This is a genomic window from Gilliamella sp. B14448G11 (assembly GCF_016101765.1).
GTDB lineage: Bacteria > Pseudomonadota > Gammaproteobacteria > Enterobacterales > Orbaceae > Gilliamella > Gilliamella apicola_N.
The window spans coordinates 152,035-167,829 of sequence record NZ_JACFPX010000005.1; the positions used below are offsets into that span (position 1 = coordinate 152,035).

13 protein-coding genes, 2 tRNA genes and 1 pseudogene are annotated in these 15,795 nt (G+C 33.8%); 12 read left to right on the forward strand and 4 right to left on the reverse strand.

Annotated features, from left to right (window positions below; genetic code table 11):
- Positions 1–5 precede the first annotated feature (5 nt).
- The 5 genes and pseudogenes from H3S88_RS05795 to H3S88_RS05810 all read left to right on the forward strand — a co-directional run bounded on the left by H3S88_RS05795 (position 6) and on the right by H3S88_RS05810 (position 4,575).
- Positions 6–782, forward strand: coding sequence for a heme ABC transporter ATP-binding protein (locus H3S88_RS05795; protein WP_198227764.1), 777 nt, complete (start codon positions 6–8; stop codon positions 780–782).
- Between the two features lie 86 nt (positions 783–868).
- The gene (gene zntB / locus H3S88_RS05800; RefSeq protein WP_172398417.1) at positions 869–1,870 is read left to right on the forward strand and encodes a zinc transporter ZntB; all 1,002 of its coding nucleotides are present in this window, start codon (positions 869–871) and stop codon (positions 1,868–1,870) included.
- Between the two features lie 450 nt (positions 1,871–2,320).
- Positions 2,321–2,467 (forward strand): annotated as a pseudogene (locus tag H3S88_RS13510) (GNAT family N-acetyltransferase); the annotation flags it as partial.
- 7 nt (positions 2,468–2,474) lie between these two features.
- Positions 2,475–2,636 (forward strand): GNAT family N-acetyltransferase, encoded by a 162-nt coding sequence (locus H3S88_RS13515; RefSeq protein ID WP_370528585.1) that lies wholly within the window; start codon positions 2,475–2,477, stop codon positions 2,634–2,636.
- Positions 2,637–2,685: 49 nt separating this feature from the next.
- The gene (locus H3S88_RS05810; RefSeq protein ID WP_198227762.1) at positions 2,686–4,575 is read left to right on the forward strand and encodes a DNA topoisomerase III; all 1,890 of its coding nucleotides are present in this window, start codon (positions 2,686–2,688) and stop codon (positions 4,573–4,575) included.
- Positions 4,576–4,686: 111 nt separating this feature from the next.
- On the opposite strand, the gene H3S88_RS05815 is transcribed toward H3S88_RS05810, so the two are convergent.
- Positions 4,687–5,340 carry a hypothetical protein gene (locus H3S88_RS05815; protein ID WP_198227760.1) on the reverse strand — a complete coding sequence of 218 codons (654 nt, stop codon included), beginning with the start codon at positions 5,338–5,340 and terminating at the stop codon, positions 4,687–4,689.
- Between the two features lie 701 nt (positions 5,341–6,041).
- Here H3S88_RS05815 and mgtA point away from each other — a divergent pair.
- On the forward strand, positions 6,042–8,750 hold the full coding sequence (gene mgtA, locus H3S88_RS05820) for a magnesium-translocating P-type ATPase (RefSeq protein WP_039127843.1): 2,709 nt from the start codon (positions 6,042–6,044) through the stop codon (positions 8,748–8,750).
- A 347-nt stretch (positions 8,751–9,097) separates the two neighbouring features.
- Here mgtA and H3S88_RS05825 read toward each other — a convergent pair whose 3' ends face one another.
- Positions 9,098–9,328 (reverse strand): YdcH family protein, encoded by a 231-nt coding sequence (locus H3S88_RS05825; RefSeq protein ID WP_039127841.1) that lies wholly within the window; start codon positions 9,326–9,328, stop codon positions 9,098–9,100.
- Positions 9,329–9,495: 167 nt separating this feature from the next.
- Here H3S88_RS05825 and H3S88_RS05830 point away from each other — a divergent pair, with 167 nt between their 5' ends.
- Both H3S88_RS05830 and H3S88_RS05835 read left to right on the forward strand, forming a co-directional pair.
- Positions 9,496–11,025: a helicase HerA-like C-terminal domain-containing protein gene (locus tag H3S88_RS05830; RefSeq protein WP_198227758.1), complete on the forward strand. Its 1,530-nt coding sequence runs from the start codon at positions 9,496–9,498 to the stop codon at positions 11,023–11,025.
- A 51-nt stretch (positions 11,026–11,076) separates the two neighbouring features.
- Positions 11,077–12,165 (forward strand): AI-2E family transporter, encoded by a 1,089-nt coding sequence (locus H3S88_RS05835; RefSeq protein WP_086327455.1) that lies wholly within the window; start codon positions 11,077–11,079, stop codon positions 12,163–12,165.
- Between the two features lie 31 nt (positions 12,166–12,196).
- Here the strand turns inward: H3S88_RS05835 and bcp are convergent, their stop codons facing one another.
- Both bcp and hemL read right to left on the reverse strand, forming a co-directional pair.
- Positions 12,197–12,664, reverse strand: a complete 468-nt coding sequence (gene bcp / locus H3S88_RS05840; RefSeq protein WP_039127832.1) for a thioredoxin-dependent thiol peroxidase — start codon at positions 12,662–12,664, stop codon at positions 12,197–12,199.
- 96 nt (positions 12,665–12,760) lie between these two features.
- Positions 12,761–14,059, reverse strand: coding sequence for a glutamate-1-semialdehyde 2,1-aminomutase (gene hemL / locus H3S88_RS05845; protein ID WP_198227756.1), 1,299 nt, complete (start codon positions 14,057–14,059; stop codon positions 12,761–12,763).
- Positions 14,060–14,213: 154 nt separating this feature from the next.
- On the opposite strand from hemL, the gene erpA reads away from it, so the two are divergent.
- From erpA to H3S88_RS05865, 4 genes are all read left to right on the forward strand, one after another.
- On the forward strand, positions 14,214–14,552 hold the full coding sequence (gene erpA, locus H3S88_RS05850) for an iron-sulfur cluster insertion protein ErpA (protein WP_025315260.1): 339 nt from the start codon (positions 14,214–14,216) through the stop codon (positions 14,550–14,552).
- A gap of 385 nt (positions 14,553–14,937) precedes the next feature.
- Positions 14,938–15,025 (forward strand) — tRNA-Leu (locus H3S88_RS05855).
- A gap of 17 nt (positions 15,026–15,042) precedes the next feature.
- Positions 15,043–15,118 (forward strand) — tRNA-Gly (locus tag H3S88_RS05860).
- 293 nt (positions 15,119–15,411) lie between these two features.
- Positions 15,412–15,777 carry an Arm DNA-binding domain-containing protein gene (locus H3S88_RS05865; protein WP_198227754.1) on the forward strand — a complete coding sequence of 122 codons (366 nt, stop codon included), beginning with the start codon at positions 15,412–15,414 and terminating at the stop codon, positions 15,775–15,777.
- Positions 15,778–15,795 lie beyond the last annotated feature (18 nt).

Below are 15,795 nucleotides of genomic sequence, written 5' to 3' on the forward strand. Positions count from 1 at the left end.
ATTTAATGATGTTAACTGCTGAACATTTAACTTTTGGTTATGCTAATCGCACTTTAATTAACGATGTGTCTTTGAACATACAAGCCAGTGAAATTGTAATTATCATTGGTCCCAATGGTGCAGGTAAATCGACACTTTTACGTTTATTGACAGGTTATCAAAAACCAGCTTCAGGCGAATGTTATTTACTTAATAAACCATTATCACAATGGTCCGAAACGCAATTATCTAAAATTAGAACCGTTATGTTGCAACAAAGTCAATTAACTTTTCCATTCAAAGTGAAAGAAGTGGTTGCAATGGGGCGAGCTCCTTATGGTAAGACCAATTTTGAGCAAGCGGTGCAAGAAAGTATGCAACAAACTGATTGTTTAAAATTGGCAGACCGCGATTACCGTAGTTTGTCAGGAGGTGAACAGCAACGAGTTCAACTGGCGCGAGTATTAGCGCAATTATGGCAGCCTGAACCTACAGAAAAATTGTTATTTTTAGATGAGCCGACTTCCGCCCTTGATCTATATCATCAACAACATACGTTAAGATTGTTGAAACAATTAGTTAGCAAACAAAAATTAGCAGTTTGTTGTATTTTGCATGATCTTAATTTGGCTGCTTTATATGCTGATAAAATTTTATTAATTCATCAAGGCCGAATTGTCGAGCAAGGTGCGCCAGCGGATGTGCTAACGGTTGAAAAAATTCATCGATGGTATGGTGTTGAAACAGGGATTTTTAATCATCCCAATCATTCGTCAATACCACAAATTTATTTAAACCCTTAACGGGTAAATCTCGATAATCAATCATTCGCTGCATTTTTAATCAAAATCAGTATATAATTAAGCAAACTTAATAAATGGGGCTGATGATGATTAACGAAAATAGTAATAGTTCTATTCTGGTTTCAGATCTACTTGCAGCACAACCTGTTTTTAGTTGCCAATTGGATGGAAAGGGCAAAGCCAATTCTTTGAATGACAAAACAGAAGCTTCAAAGACCCAACCTTATTGGATACATCTTGATTTTGCTAAAAGCGAAACCATAAATTGGATCAATCAAACAAATTTGATTCCTGATCTTGTCAAAAATGAGTTGATAAAACCTAATCAATTTCCAAAAGAAATACGTTGTGATGCAGGGATTTTAGTCGTACTAAAGGGTGTTAATTTTACCCCAAATGAACTGCCCGATCCTATCGTCACTTTTCGTTTTTATATTACCGATAATTTAATAATCTCAACCAGACATCAAAAAATAGATGCTATTATTAAATTAAAACAAAATTTAGAAAAAGGAATTGGTCCTGTTGATGTTGCTGACTGGTTAATTCAGCTTTCTGAATTAATCTGTGATCAAGTTAATTTATCATTTGATGGTGTCCACAATAAAATTATTAAATTAGAAGATTTACTCTTAAATCAGCGAATTTTTTCGCATAAAGAAATAGGAAGAGTTCGTAAACAACTTTTCATATTACGTCGTCTACTTTCACCACAACGTGATATTTTTGTAAAAATTTCAACAGAACGAATATCTTGGATTGATGATAATGATCGCCAACGATTGCATGATATTTCAAATCAACAAAATCACTATGTTTCTGAAATTGATAGTTGTTTAATAAGAATTGGTTCAGTTATGGAGCAAATTAATAGCATTCTGGCTGAATCGACGAATAAACGTATTTATTTAATGTCACTGTTCACCATTATATTTACGCCAATTACTTTCATAACCAGCTTACTGGGTGTTAATTTGGCAGGTATCCCTTTTAATGAAAATGAATGGTCATTTGTGGGTTTAATTTTAGTGCTTATTGCTATTAGTATTGTTTCAGTAATATGGCTTAAGCTCAAAAAATGGTGGTAGCTGAAGTGATTTTTTAAATCTCTGAAGTTTTAATCAATTTTTATAAATTTTTTAATAACAATGGTGTTAAGTCGTTATTTGAAAGTGCGACTTGAACACTCAGTCATGCTTATTGGAAAGGGAATATTGGATCGGCTTATACAGATAATCTATTGCAACCAAGTTCAGTTGTAACTAATATTGTCTATTTCTTTTTTTAGCAAGCCAATCTAATCAAAATTTTCTTTGCAATATTCCAAAAATTTATAGTAATGATTATGAAATTCTGTTTACATTGAAAAAGAATAGCAAATTTTAATCGAGAATCTATACCCAAAAAATTACGATAAAATTATACGTTATAGTTTAAATTCGAATCCATTATGTTGACATAACAAACTGAAATTAATTGTTTCAAAATTACCCAAAGATTATCAATTACAATCTATTGATTAAAATGGTTATCAGGAAATTTTCAAACTTGAATGGGCTAAAAACTTATGTAACAATTTTAATTCATATTTTGAATTTGTAGAAATAGGTTTAGGATTTATTGTTTTAAAATATAATGTTATTTTTTCTAAAGCATTATCTTATTTAGTATATAATGATAGTATTGAAGTAGATACTTTATACTTTAGCAAAAGAAAGAGAAAAGGGACTTACATTGACTTGTTCTGCAAATTTACTTTTAGCCTGTTTGGAATGTCAAGTATCACCAAATTGGGATAGACATAATCGGGAATCTTTAAAGAAATTCACTAATTTAGGTTATATCTTAAAATAAACTCAATAATGCTTATGTCGTTTGGAATTTATGATTAATACTTATTATTATGCAAACTAATCAGTCTTTTCGTTTATTTATTGCCGAAAAGCCCAGCTTAGCTAGGGCTATCGCGGATGTATTGCCCAAACCTCACCAAAAAGGGAATGGTTTTATCCGAGCCAGTAATGGTGATGTGGTTAGCTGGTGTATTGGGCATTTATTAGAACAAGCGACCCCTGAAGTCTATGATGAACGATTTAAAAAATGGTCTTTAGATGATTTGCCTATCGTGCCTGAAAAGTGGATATTAATCCCTAAAGGAAATACCGAAAAGCAATTAAATATTTTGGTCGATTTGATTAAATCTGCCGATCTGATTGTGCATGCGGGTGACCCCGATAGAGAAGGACAATTATTAGTAGATGAAGTGTTAAATTATTGCCAGCTTACACCCGAAAAACGCAAAACCATCCAACGTTGCTTAATTAGTGATTTAAATGCTAGTGCAGTTCAAAAATCTCTTGAACAGTTGCGAAGTAATCAAGATTATGTCCCTTTATCGACTTCTGCATTAGCTAGAGCTCGGGCTGACTGGCTTTACGGCATGAATATGAGCCGAGTTTGTACATTGGTAGGGCAAAGAAACGGTTATCGTGGCGTACTGTCCATTGGTCGAGTGCAAACGCCTATTTTAGGATTAGTGGTAAGACGCGATTTAGAGATAGCCCAATTTGTACCTAAACCGTTCTATGAAGTGTTTGCTATTTTGCAAACCAAAAATAATGAAACATTTAAAGCTAAATGGCAACCGAGTGAAGCTTGCGAACCTTATCAAGATGAAGAAGGTCGAGTACTCGTTAAAGCATTAGCTGAAAATGTTTGCCAACGGATTAAAGATAAATCCGGTATAATTGATAAAGTAAGCAATAAAAAGAAAGAGCTTGCTCCACCAATGCCATTTAACCTGTCTTCTTTACAAATTGAAATGGCGAAAAAAAATGGGTTAAGTGCGCAAGAAGTGCTTGATATTTGTCAGTCATTATACGAAAAACATAAGTTAATTACTTACCCCCGTTCAGATTGTCGTTTTCTGCCTGAAGAGCATTTAAAGCAAATTAATGGCATAAAATCAGCCATTGAAAACAATTGTTCAGCTTTGCAAACAGCAATTGATAATGCTGATTTTTCATTGCGTTCCAAAGCATGGAATGATAAAAAGGTGGAAGCGCATCATGCCATTATTCCTACCTTACGTAAAGCCAAAATGGACAGTTTGTCCAATAATGAGCGGGCTGTTTATCAAGTTGTAGCAACCCAATATTTAGCCCAATTTTATCCCGCCTATAAATATTCTGAATTACAAATTGATGTTGAAATTCAAGGAGGGAAATTTATATCAAAAACCAATCAAATGCTTGATGAAGGTTGGAAAGTTTTATTCAGAAATAAAAACACTCAAATCGATAGCGATGCTGATGATAACAACAATGGTTTATTGACTAAGCTCATTAAAAAAGGGGAATCTGTCCAATGCATTGATACTGAATTGCTTAGTAAAGAAACTCAGCCGCCAAGACCATTTACTGACGCTACGTTATTAGCAGCTTTGACGGGGATAGCTCGCTTTGTAAAAGATCCTGAAATTAAAAAAATCCTACGTGAAACAGATGGCTTAGGTACGGAAGCAACGCGTGCAGGTATTATTGAGTTGTTATTTAAAAGGCAATTTTTAATTCGACAAGGAAAATCAATACGCTCTACACAAATCGGACAAAATCTAATTTTATCATTGCCAGATATTATGTCTATGCCAGATATGACAGCACATTGGGAATTACAGTTAGATGAAATTAGTAAGAAATCCTTTTCATACCAACAATTCATGTATCAACTTAATTCATCATTATCAAATTTAATTGATCAAATGAAAAATGCACGGTTGAATATTCATTCTTAACCCTCATATTAAAAAAACAGGATGAATCGCATCATTGAAAATAGCGTTTATCCTGTTTATTTATATCACTTGGTTATCAATCGATTTATTGATCAATTTTTATTTTATCGATTATTCCAACGTACGGCTGTTTGCGTCTCTTTCTTCAATAATTTTAGCCAGTTCATTGTTTGCTCTTTGTAAAAAAGTTTCATTTTTTAAAATGACCAAATAGGTTTTCAATCGTTTGATTGGATCGAGTGCAAAACGATATGTAATAAACAAAATGATAAAAATAGTCAAAATCGAAATGATAATATTGACAATCCAAGGTGAACTAAAGATTCTATTAATATTAAATAGTAATAAGATAAGTGCAAAAATTAATATGATACCGCTAAGTACAACTTCTTTAATTGAGTAAAATGCTAGTGGTATTAAGCGATTTTTTTGAATAGTAAAATATTGGGTTAATAAATTTAATTGTGTCAGATCAATAATATTATTTACGTCGGCATTAACAAGTGACATAGCAATATTCTCTTTTTCAATATCACCTGATTTATAAAAACAGATTTTATCCCAAAGTAATTTTTTTTTGATATTACTTAAGTAGTCACGTTGATACTTTGGTTGAGATGTTTTTTCTAAAATATCGGCATATTTGATGAGGTTGTCGAAGTATTTACTGGATCTTGGCCTTTTGCATATAAAAGCAACACAAGAAAGTGTGAATATAATAACCAAATTGAACCAATTGTCATGGAGTAATTCTGAGATTTCCATTTCAATAATCCGCATTAATTAATCATTGTACAATTATATCTGATATCGGGTAAAACGTGTATTAATTCTATGCTAATTTTAATTTTCAAGCCGTTTTACGTGCTGTTTTTAAGCGAACTCGAAATATTTTTTTGATAACGGGTTGACTTACTTTTGTGAAAAGCGTATAACTTGCCCACCTTGGAGCTTTTCTTTCTTTTTTAACTATCAAAGCGGTTTAAAAATGAGGGTGAAGAAAAGTTGAAATCCAAAGGGTAGAGTTCAATTTACAGGAGAAATATGGACACTCAATCGGGTCACCCCAAACAGTGGGGAGATAAATTCAAACACATCATTGTCGGTTAATGAACCTGTCTAAATAGTTATTTTTTCAGTTCACGAGCCGAAATTGATAAAAACGGTAACGGTGAACGATATGCAGTTTTCTACATGCTATCACTCAAATTCAAAACATCATTGCGCTCTTAAAGTGCTTCTAAGGGTATTATATCTTACAGACAAGCATTTAGAGCCACCAAGTTGTATCTAACTCTTAACTAATTTTAATTCTCTAAAATTTTATTTTATGCCAAGCATTAGCTTGAATGGCTAGTTATTGCTTTGCGTTTAGATTTTAGCCAATAAGAACTGATATATGCCTAGTTATGATTTAACTTAGGAATAGGTTCCTTTTGTCTAAAAAGTATGGATAGGTACAGACTATGACTAAAAAAACATCTAAAGTAAAGACAGAAAATACTTCAAACATAAAAGCCCTTAAAGAGGCTCAAAACAGTCTTGATAACATTTTATCTAATTTCCAATCAAGTCTTTCTGGATTAACTCAAGAAAGCGCAAAATCAAGATTGGAACAATATGGAAAAAATGAAGTCGCTCGTGAAAAAGTACCTTCTGCTTTTGTCCAATTACTATTAGCTTTTAAAAATCCATTTATATTTGTATTGTTGACATTAGCGATAGTTAGTTTTGTTACTGATTACTGGTTACCACTACAAGATGGTGACGAGACCGATTTGACTGGTGTTATCATTATCCTCACTATGGTGACACTGAGTGGGATATTACGTTTTTGGCAGGAATTTAGATCAAACAAGGCTGCCGAAGCCTTAAAATCTATGATCCGAACCACTGCAACGGTATTGCGTCGAGCACATAAAGATATGAGCCCAGAACGCATTGAAATACCATTAAGTGAAATTGTACCAGGCGATATTGTTTATTTGTCAGCAGGCGATATGATCCCGGCCGATATTCGTTTGATTGAATCACGAGACTTATTTGTTAGCCAAGCAGTATTAACAGGGGAATCAATTCCGGTTGAAAAATATGACACATTAGGTGCTGTAACTCAAAAAAACAGTGATAATGTTGATGCTGCCGATATCGATAAAGATAATGTGCTGGATGTGAATAATGTCTGTTTTATGGGTACCAATGTAGTGAGTGGAACTGCAACTGCTATTGTGGTTGCGACAGGTGCAGATACCCATTTTGGTTCGTTAGCAAAATCGATAGTAGGATCAAGAGCCGAAACTTCATTCGATCGTGGCGTAAACAGCGTAAGTTGGTTATTGATTCGCTTTATGTTAGTCATGGTTCCTATTGTTTTATTAATAAATGGATTCACTAAAGGCGATTGGGGAGAAGCAGCATTATTTGCTTTAGCGGTTGCGGTTGGTTTAACACCTGAAATGTTACCAATGATCGTGAGTGCAAATCTTGCCAAAGGTGCTGTAGGAATGGCAAAGCGCAAAGTTGTTGTGAAACGTTTGAACGCTATTCAAAACTTTGGTGCAATGGATATTTTATGTACTGATAAAACGGGTACATTGACTCAAGATAAAATCATTTTAGAACATCATTTAGATATTAATGGGCAAATTGATGCATCTGTATTACAACTAGCATGGCTTAACAGTTACTATCAAAGTGGAATGAAAAACTTGATGGATAAAGCCATCATCCGTTTTGCAGAAGAAAAGACCAGTGTTAAAAAAGTAGGTATTGGTTTTTATAAAAAAATTGATGAATTACCTTTTGATTTTGTTCGTCGTCGCTTATCAGTTGTTGTTCAAGGCAATGATGATAATCATTTAATGATCTGTAAAGGTGCCGTTGAAGAAATGCTATCAATTTCGGATTTTGTCTATGAAAACGGAGAATATTTGCCATTAGACGAAAACCGTAAGAAAGCATTGATTGAATTGGCGCATAACTATAACAAAGATGGTTTTAGAGTATTAGCCGTTGGTATAAAAGACATTCCTGTTGCCCAGACTAAAACTCAATACAATGTTCAAGACGAAAAAGCTTTAGCGATTCGTGGATTTTTAACTTTCTTAGATCCGCCCAAAGAGAGCGCTTATGAGGCTATTTCAGCATTAAACGAACATGGGGTTGGCGTTAAAGTGTTAACAGGTGATAATGAAATAATCACCATTAAAGTCTGCCGTGAAGTAGGTTTAGAACCCGGTATTCCTTTACTTGGAACTGAAATTGAAACAATGGATGATGCAGAGCTAAAAGTACAGATTGAACAACGTACTATTTTTGCTAAATTAACACCATTGCAAAAATCACGAATAATTCGTTTATTGCAAGAAAATGGTCATACCGTTGGTTTTCTAGGTGATGGTATTAATGATGCACCTGCATTACGTGATGCTGATGTGGGGATCTCAGTTGATACCGCGACAGATATTGCTAAAGAATCGGCAGATATTATCCTTTTGGAAAAAAGCCTAATGGTATTAGAAGAAGGTGTTATTTGTGGCCGTGAAACTTTCGGTAATATCATGAAATATCTCAATATGACGGCAAGTTCTAACTTTGGTAATATATTCTCAGTATTAGTTGCTAGTGCTTTTTTACCGTTTTTACCTATGCTAGCAATACATTTACTTATTCAAAACTTGCTGTATGATATTTCACAACTCTCCTTACCGTGGGATAAGATGGATGAAGAGTTTTTACAAAAACCACGTAAATGGGATGCACGAAATATTGGACGTTTTATGATTTGGATCGGGCCAACATCGTCCATTTTTGATATCACAACGTATGCACTAATGTGGTTTATATTTGGTGCTAATAGTATTGAAGCGCAATCACTGTTCCATTCTGGTTGGTTTATTGAAGGATTGTTATCACAAACGCTGGTTGTGCACATGCTTAGAACACAAAAAATTCCATTTGTGCAAAGTACAGCTGCATTCCCAGTTATTGTAATGACCATGCTAATTATGGCAGTGGGTATTTATATTCCGTTTTCACCATTAGGTGGATTAATTGGATTGCAACCATTACCTTGGTCATATTTCCCATGGCTATTAGTAACTCTATTTAGCTATTGCTGTGTTGCTCAATTAATGAAACGCATCTATATCAAACGTTTTGGGCAATGGTTCTAGCTTCATTGATGACTATATAGGTGATGTCAATTTCACTTATATAGTAAAACTGTATCTTGAAATTATATTTATTAAAAATATCTTGTGAATCATACAATTACAACAAAAAGGAAATAACACATGAAGACACCACATAAAAACTTAATTGTACTAATTAAAAGCCGTAAACAAAAAAAGGCTCAACAACAATTAGCTAAAAAATAAAAAGCTTAATCACCAACATTGTAATAAAATCGTTGGTGTAACTATTTAAGTTGATATAAAATAAAAAACCCCATTAATTGGGGTTTTTTATTACACACTAATTTTCACATCTATTTATCAATTTATAATCACTATCTAATTAATTATAATTTTAAATGGTTATCATTGGTTTTTCTTAAAATATCATAAATTTCATCTTTCAGCTTTAATTTTTGCTTTTTCAATGCATCTATCGTTTCGCTAGTATCAACAGTAATTCCAGACTCAATATTTTTAATTTTTTGATCAAGTTCATTGTGTAAATCGAACAGTTTTTGAAAACGTAAATCGTTATTTTTTAATTTAGAGATTAATTCTCGATATTCTGGAAACATAACGGCTCCTTATATTGGCTAGATGGATAATAAAAATAGCGGTTACTGCTAATTCAGAATACAATATTATTTAAAACTTTAACAGTAAAAAGCATTTAATTGACAAAATTGGCCAATTGTTTTTATAACATCAAATATTAAATAACAATTTTACAAGAGGTTAATCCATGAGTGAATCGATCATCATCGCCAAAAGCCATGGCAAAGATTTATCCATCGTTGCAGCATTAGCTAATCGTCATGGTTTAATTACTGGCGCAACAGGTACTGGTAAAACAGTCACATTACAAAAAATGGCTGAAGGATTTTCGCAAATAGGCGTGCCGGTTTTTCTTGCTGATGTTAAAGGCGATCTAACAGGTCTTGGCGAAAAGGCTGTTTTAACAGAAAAATTAAAAACTCGTTTAGACAATATAGAAGTTTTTAATTGGCAGCCTGATGCATCACCCATTGAATTATGGGATGTATTTGCTGAAAAAGGGGTCCCTGTTCGTAGTACTGTATCAGATATAGGGCCAATTTTACTTGCTCGGTTACTCAATCTAAATGATATACAGTCTGGTGTATTACAATTAGTTTTTAAAATTGCTGATGATAATGGTTTATTATTACTCGATTTCAAAGATCTGCGATCATTAATTCAATTTGTAGGCGATAATGCCAAACAGTTTACCACTCAATACGGTAATATTTCTTTATCGTCAATAGGGGCGATTCAACGTGGATTGTTAACACTTGAACAACAAGGTGCGGAGTTTTTTCTAGGCGAACCAATGCTTGATATTCAAGATTTAATGCAGGTAAATGCAGAAGGACGTGGAATTATCAATATTTTATCTGCACAGAGATTATACAATTCACCTAAATTATATTCTGTCTTCCTTTTATGGTTGTTATCCGAACTTTTTGAGCATTTACCAGAAATAGGCGATCCAGATAAACCAAAATTGGTGTTCTTTTTTGATGAGGCTCATTTATTGTTTAATGATATTTCGCCAGCATTATTAGAAAAAATTGAACAAGTAGTACGCTTAATTCGTTCCAAAGGCGTGGGTATTTATTTTGCTTCGCAAAATCCGACAGATATACCGGATACTGTTCTCGGGCAATTAGGTAATCGTGTTCAGCATGCCTTGCGAGCTTTTACACCGAAAGATCAAAAAGCGGTTAAAACGGCTGCGCAAACAATGCGTGCTAATCCAAGTTTTGATACTGAAAAAGCGATAATGGAATTAGGTGTTGGTGAAGCTTTAATTTCATTTTTAGATGAAAAAGGCCGACCAAATATGGTCGAACGTGGTTTTGTGATTGCGCCAGGATCGAGAATGGGCGCTATGTCTCAAGAAAATCAATCAGCAATTATTCAACATTCCCAGTATTACAATAAATATCGATCAACTATAGATCGTCAATCTGCTTATGAGATATTAAAAAATGGATTTTCATTAGATAACTTATCTAACTCTCAAACCGATAAAAATAATCAAAACCTCAATAATGACGCTGAAAACCAACAAAATAAAAATAGTGGTGGATTGCTTGATTTTTTCAGTTCAATATTTTTTGGTTCGAAAGGCCCAAAAGGGGGACAGCATGATGGTATTGCCCAACAACTAGCTAAAAGTGCTACCAGACAAGTAGTTAATCAAATTAGTAGAAAAATCACCCGTGGCATATTAGGTGGTTTTAAAAAATAATCAATCAAAGTGTGTATAATTTAAAAAAAACAGCATGATAGGAGAATTTTGATGTTAAAAATGTTTATGGAATGGTATAAAAAGCGTTTTAGCGATCCGCATGTAGTGTCATTGATGGCGGTTATTTTAGGCTTATTTATTATCATCTATTTTTTCAATAAAATTCTGCTACCTATCTTAATTGCCATCGTACTGTCCTATTTACTAGATAGTCCGGTTAATTTTTTACATAAACGAGGTTTACCAAGAACACTCGCCGTTGTGATTGTTTTATTACTGTTTATTATGGTGGTTTTTGTTGGGTTTATGATTTTACTACCGCTAATTTGGCAACAAAGTATTAGCTTGATAACCAATATCCCTAACATGCTCAATTTTGCTAATAATTTCTTAACTACATTACCTCAACATTATCCTGAATTAATTGATGTTGGGTTATTTGATTCCATAATTCAGGGTATCACCAGTAGAGTTGTGCAAACAGGAAACTCATTATTGCAATTTTCGATTGTTTCTTTATTAGGATTTGTATCTGTGGCAATTAACGCTGTCTTGGTACCAATAATGATGTTCTTTTTATTAAAAGATAAAACTAAGATCTGGGCCTATTGTTCTAAAATATTACCTAAGAATCGTACAATTTTAGATAAAGTTGCCGTTGAAATGGATATGCAAATCTCAAACTATATCGTTGGTAATGTGTTACACATTATCATATTAGCTGTATGCGTATATATTCCGTTCTGGTATTTTGGATTAGATTATGGTTTATTACTTGCTGTTTTGGTGGGCTTATCGGTATTGATTCCATATATTGGTATTATTATTTCAAGCATCCCTGTCGTTTTAATCGCTATCTTTCAGTGGGGAATAAGTCCTGAATTTAGTTATTTAATTTTCTGTTATGTTTTAATCCAAGCTTTGGATGGGAATTTATTAGTACCTTGTTTATTCTCAGAGAAATTGAATCTTCATCCTTTAGTTATTATTGTCGCTGTGATCGTATTTGGTGGATTATGGGGATTTTGGGGAATATTTTTTGCTATACCATTGGCAACATTAGTAAAAGCTATTATTAACGCTTGGCCAACACCTGAAGATATAAATAATAATAGTTTAAAAGAAATTAAAGCAGATTAAGCAATTTAATCTGCTTTAAAAATTATTTAGATTAATTTTTGAGATAGTCTAAAACAACTTCATGATGATCACTTGTTTTAAAATTATCAAAGACTTTTTCAATAATACCGTCTTTGTTAATTAAAAAACTTATTCGATGAATACCTTCATAGGTTTTACCCATGAATTCCTTTTCGCCCCAAGTTCCAAATGCTTGGGCAACTTCATGATTTTCATCAGAAAGCAAAGTAAAATTTAACAGTTCTTTTTCAACAAATCGGGATAACTTTTCAGGCTTATCGGTACTAATACCAAGGATCACCACGTCATATTTTTCAAAATCGTCAGAGCTATCTCGTAAATTACAAGCTTGCACTGTACAACCGGGTGTCATGGCTTTGGGATAAAAATAAATTAAAACACGTTGACCTTTGAAATCTTTTAAGCTGATGTACTCTCCATCTTGGTCAGGTAATGAAAACTCAGGTGCTTTTTCACCTTCTTTTAGTGGATTAACCATATAATATTTACCTATTTTAATAGTTTAATTTTTTATCTCTGTAATGTATTAAAAAATAGTGTCATTTTTTCAGTTATAAAATAAAGAATTTAAAAACTAAAAATTTAAGTTACTAAAAAAACGATTTGCTGCATCAATTGTGTGATTGATCTCCCTGTCGGTGTGTTTAATCGACATGAAACCTGCTTCAAATGCAGATGGTGCAAGATAAACACCTTCAGCGAGCATATGATGATAGAATTTTTTGAATAATTCAATATTACACTGCATAACGTCCTGATAACTGCTTACTTCACCAGCAGTTGTAAAAAATAGTCCAAACATGGCACCAGCATAATTGACTACTAATGGTACATTATGTGTTTTGGCCGCTATTTTTAGACCATCAGCTAGCGCTGCTGTTTTATCTGTTAATTCTTGATAGACTCCGACATCCATCAGCTTATTCAAAGTGGTGTATCCAGCAGCCATCGCAACCGGGTTGCCAGATAATGTACCGGCTTGATAGATTGGTCCAGTTGGGGCCAATTGTTGCATAATGTCAGCACGTCCACCAAAAGCACCTACAGGCATGCCACCACCAATAATTTTTCCTAAGCAGGTTAAATCAGGCACTATGTCATAATAATCTTGAGCTCCGCCCAGCGCGACTCTAAATCCTGTCATTACTTCATCTATAATTAGTAGCGCCCCATATTCATCGCATAATGCTCGTAATCCATGTAAAAACTCTTTTTTCGCTGGCACACAATTCATATTACCCGCTACTGGCTCAATAATGATAGCTGCAATATCGTTAGGATATTGCTCAAATTGTTGTTTGACTGATGCCAAATTATTATAATCACACACTAACGTATGCTTAACAAAATCATTAGGCACTCCCGGTGAAGTGGGATGGCCAAAGGTAAGAGCGCCAGACCCTGCTTTAACCAATAAATAATCTGCATGCCCATGATAACAACCTTCAAACTTAATAATCTTATCGCGTCCGGTAAATCCACGAGCAACTCGAATTGCACTCATGGTTGCTTCAGTACCCGAATTTACCATGCGTAGCATTTCAATTGAAGGCATTAACTGTGTAACAAGATTAGCAACTTTGGTTTCTATCTCTGTTGGAGCACCATAACTTAAGCCATTATGAACCGCATGAATAACTGCATTGGCTACATCTGGATCGTTATGCCCTAAAATCATGGGTCCCCAAGAACCTACATAATCAATATAAGCTTTTCCATCAACATCATAAATATAAGCGCCATTGGCGCGCTCAATAAATAATGGCGTACCACCAACACCATTAAAAGCTCGCACAGGAGAATTAACACCGCCAGGCATTACAGATAATGCTTGATGATACAACTTTTCTGACTTAAATTTATCTAGCTTCATTAAGGTGACCTCTATGAAAAATTTTGTTGTATTTATTCATAAAATCAAAATAAATTCAAGTTAGCTATGAAAAATTTATTTAATAGAAGTTTTCATTTTGTATTTTCAATCTGCAAAGGTATATAATATCTCAATCAAATATTGGGAGAAAAAAATGAGTAATGCTTTTCCGATTAACTTTACAGATGCTGCCGCTAATAAAGTTAAATTATTAGTAACAGAAGAAGAAAATCCAAACCTCAAATTACGAGTTTACATCACTGGCGGTGGTTGTAGTGGTTTTCAATATGGTTTCACTTTTGATGAAAAAGTAAATGAAGATGATCTTGCTATCGAAAAAAATGGCGTTTCACTTGTTGTTGATCCAATGAGTTTGCAATATCTAGTCGGTGGTACTATTGATTATGTTGAAGGCTTACAAGGATCACGTTTTGTGGTAGATAATCCGAATGCGACAACAACATGTGGTTGTGGCTCATCTTTTAGTGTCTAATTAAACTACGGTTCTTCATTTATATCATCCATTTTTTCATAGCAAAATTGCCTTATTATTAAATGGCATTTTGCTAATGTAACCATTTAGAGCATAATTTTATATAGCAATCCTAAATAATTTTATGTTCTGATCTCCAAGCATAATCGAATTTGACGTAAATAATCTCATTACAATTTAACTTAAAAAAATATATGCCCATTTAATTTTTACTTTATTTTGGATATAAAAAACGTCATTAAAACCTGAAAAGATTAATAATTTGGCAAAATATGACAAACATTGAGCAATCGAACAATTATTTTTAATTTTTAGTTGACGATATTTTTTAGATGAGTAAAATGCACAGCATCAAAACGCAATTACATTTTGTAATAAGTTTTAAGCCCGGGTGGTGAAATCGGTAGACACAAGGGATTTAAAATCCCTCGGCCTTTTTGGCCGTGCGAGTTCAAGTCTCGCCCCGGGCACCATTTAAAACACTTCTCTTGCGGGAATAGCTCAGTTGGTAGAGCGCAACCTTGCCAAGGTTGAGGTCGCGAGTTCGAACCTCGTTTCCCGCTCCAAATTTTCTTATAAAGACTTCCATTAAAGTTCATAACTTCTTGAAATTGCAGTGTTAACTGTAAACTTATCTTCGTTAAAGATTATTATTGTGCGCTTAAAGTAAGTATATTTAAGTCCACCGCTATATTTATCTTAGATAGCAGTATAACTGGATATTTTACCTTTTTTCCTATTTCGTCGTTGTTTTAGGTCGAGTAAGTATTTGGTGATTACACCGTGCAGTCTCTTTGTTCCTAGACAGTTTTTGACATGAAAAAAAAACTTTGAACAACGAACAAGAGGATATAGCACCATGACACTGCTAACCGATTTATCAATTCGACGAGCCAAGCCTGCCGCTAAAGCCTATAACCTAGAAGACTGCGCAGGTTTGTACCTTAACATTAAGTTTAACGGCACTAAACAATGGGTGTTTCGCTTTTACTGGGAAGGCACACAAAAACGAATCTCTTTTGGGGTGTACCCTGATGTAGATTTTAAGAAAGCGCGTTCTTTACGTCAACAGGTGCAGGATTTAATTGCTTCTAGCATTGACTTGCGTACTGGCAGAAAGAGTGTATTAAAATCTGCCAGCAAAGTCTTGCAAAACAGTGGTATGTCCACACTTTTTAGTACCAAAAAGATAAGGTCATCGATTTCTTTTGTATTCAATCGGTGACTGATAATTTAATGTTGA

Coding starts and splice junctions, on each gene's coding strand:
- H3S88_RS05795 (WP_198227764.1), top strand. CDS start 6: ATGATGTTAACTGCTGAACATTTAACTTTTGGTTATGCTAATCGCACT.
- zntB (WP_172398417.1), top strand. CDS start 869: ATGATTAACGAAAATAGTAATAGTTCTATTCTGGTTTCAGATCTACTT.
- H3S88_RS05810 (WP_198227762.1), top strand. CDS start 2,686: ATGCAAACTAATCAGTCTTTTCGTTTATTTATTGCCGAAAAGCCCAGC.
- H3S88_RS05815 (WP_198227760.1), bottom strand. CDS start 5,340: ATGGAAATCTCAGAATTACTCCATGACAATTGGTTCAATTTGGTTATT.
- mgtA (WP_039127843.1), top strand. CDS start 6,042: ATGACTAAAAAAACATCTAAAGTAAAGACAGAAAATACTTCAAACATA.
- H3S88_RS05825 (WP_039127841.1), bottom strand. CDS start 9,328: ATGTTTCCAGAATATCGAGAATTAATCTCTAAATTAAAAAATAACGAT.
- H3S88_RS05830 (WP_198227758.1), top strand. CDS start 9,496: ATGAGTGAATCGATCATCATCGCCAAAAGCCATGGCAAAGATTTATCC.
- H3S88_RS05835 (WP_086327455.1), top strand. CDS start 11,077: ATGTTAAAAATGTTTATGGAATGGTATAAAAAGCGTTTTAGCGATCCG.
- bcp (WP_039127832.1), bottom strand. CDS start 12,664: ATGGTTAATCCACTAAAAGAAGGTGAAAAAGCACCTGAGTTTTCATTA.
- hemL (WP_198227756.1), bottom strand. CDS start 14,059: ATGAAGCTAGATAAATTTAAGTCAGAAAAGTTGTATCATCAAGCATTA.
- erpA (WP_025315260.1), top strand. CDS start 14,214: ATGAGTAATGCTTTTCCGATTAACTTTACAGATGCTGCCGCTAATAAA.
- H3S88_RS05865 (WP_198227754.1), top strand. CDS start 15,412: ATGACACTGCTAACCGATTTATCAATTCGACGAGCCAAGCCTGCCGCT.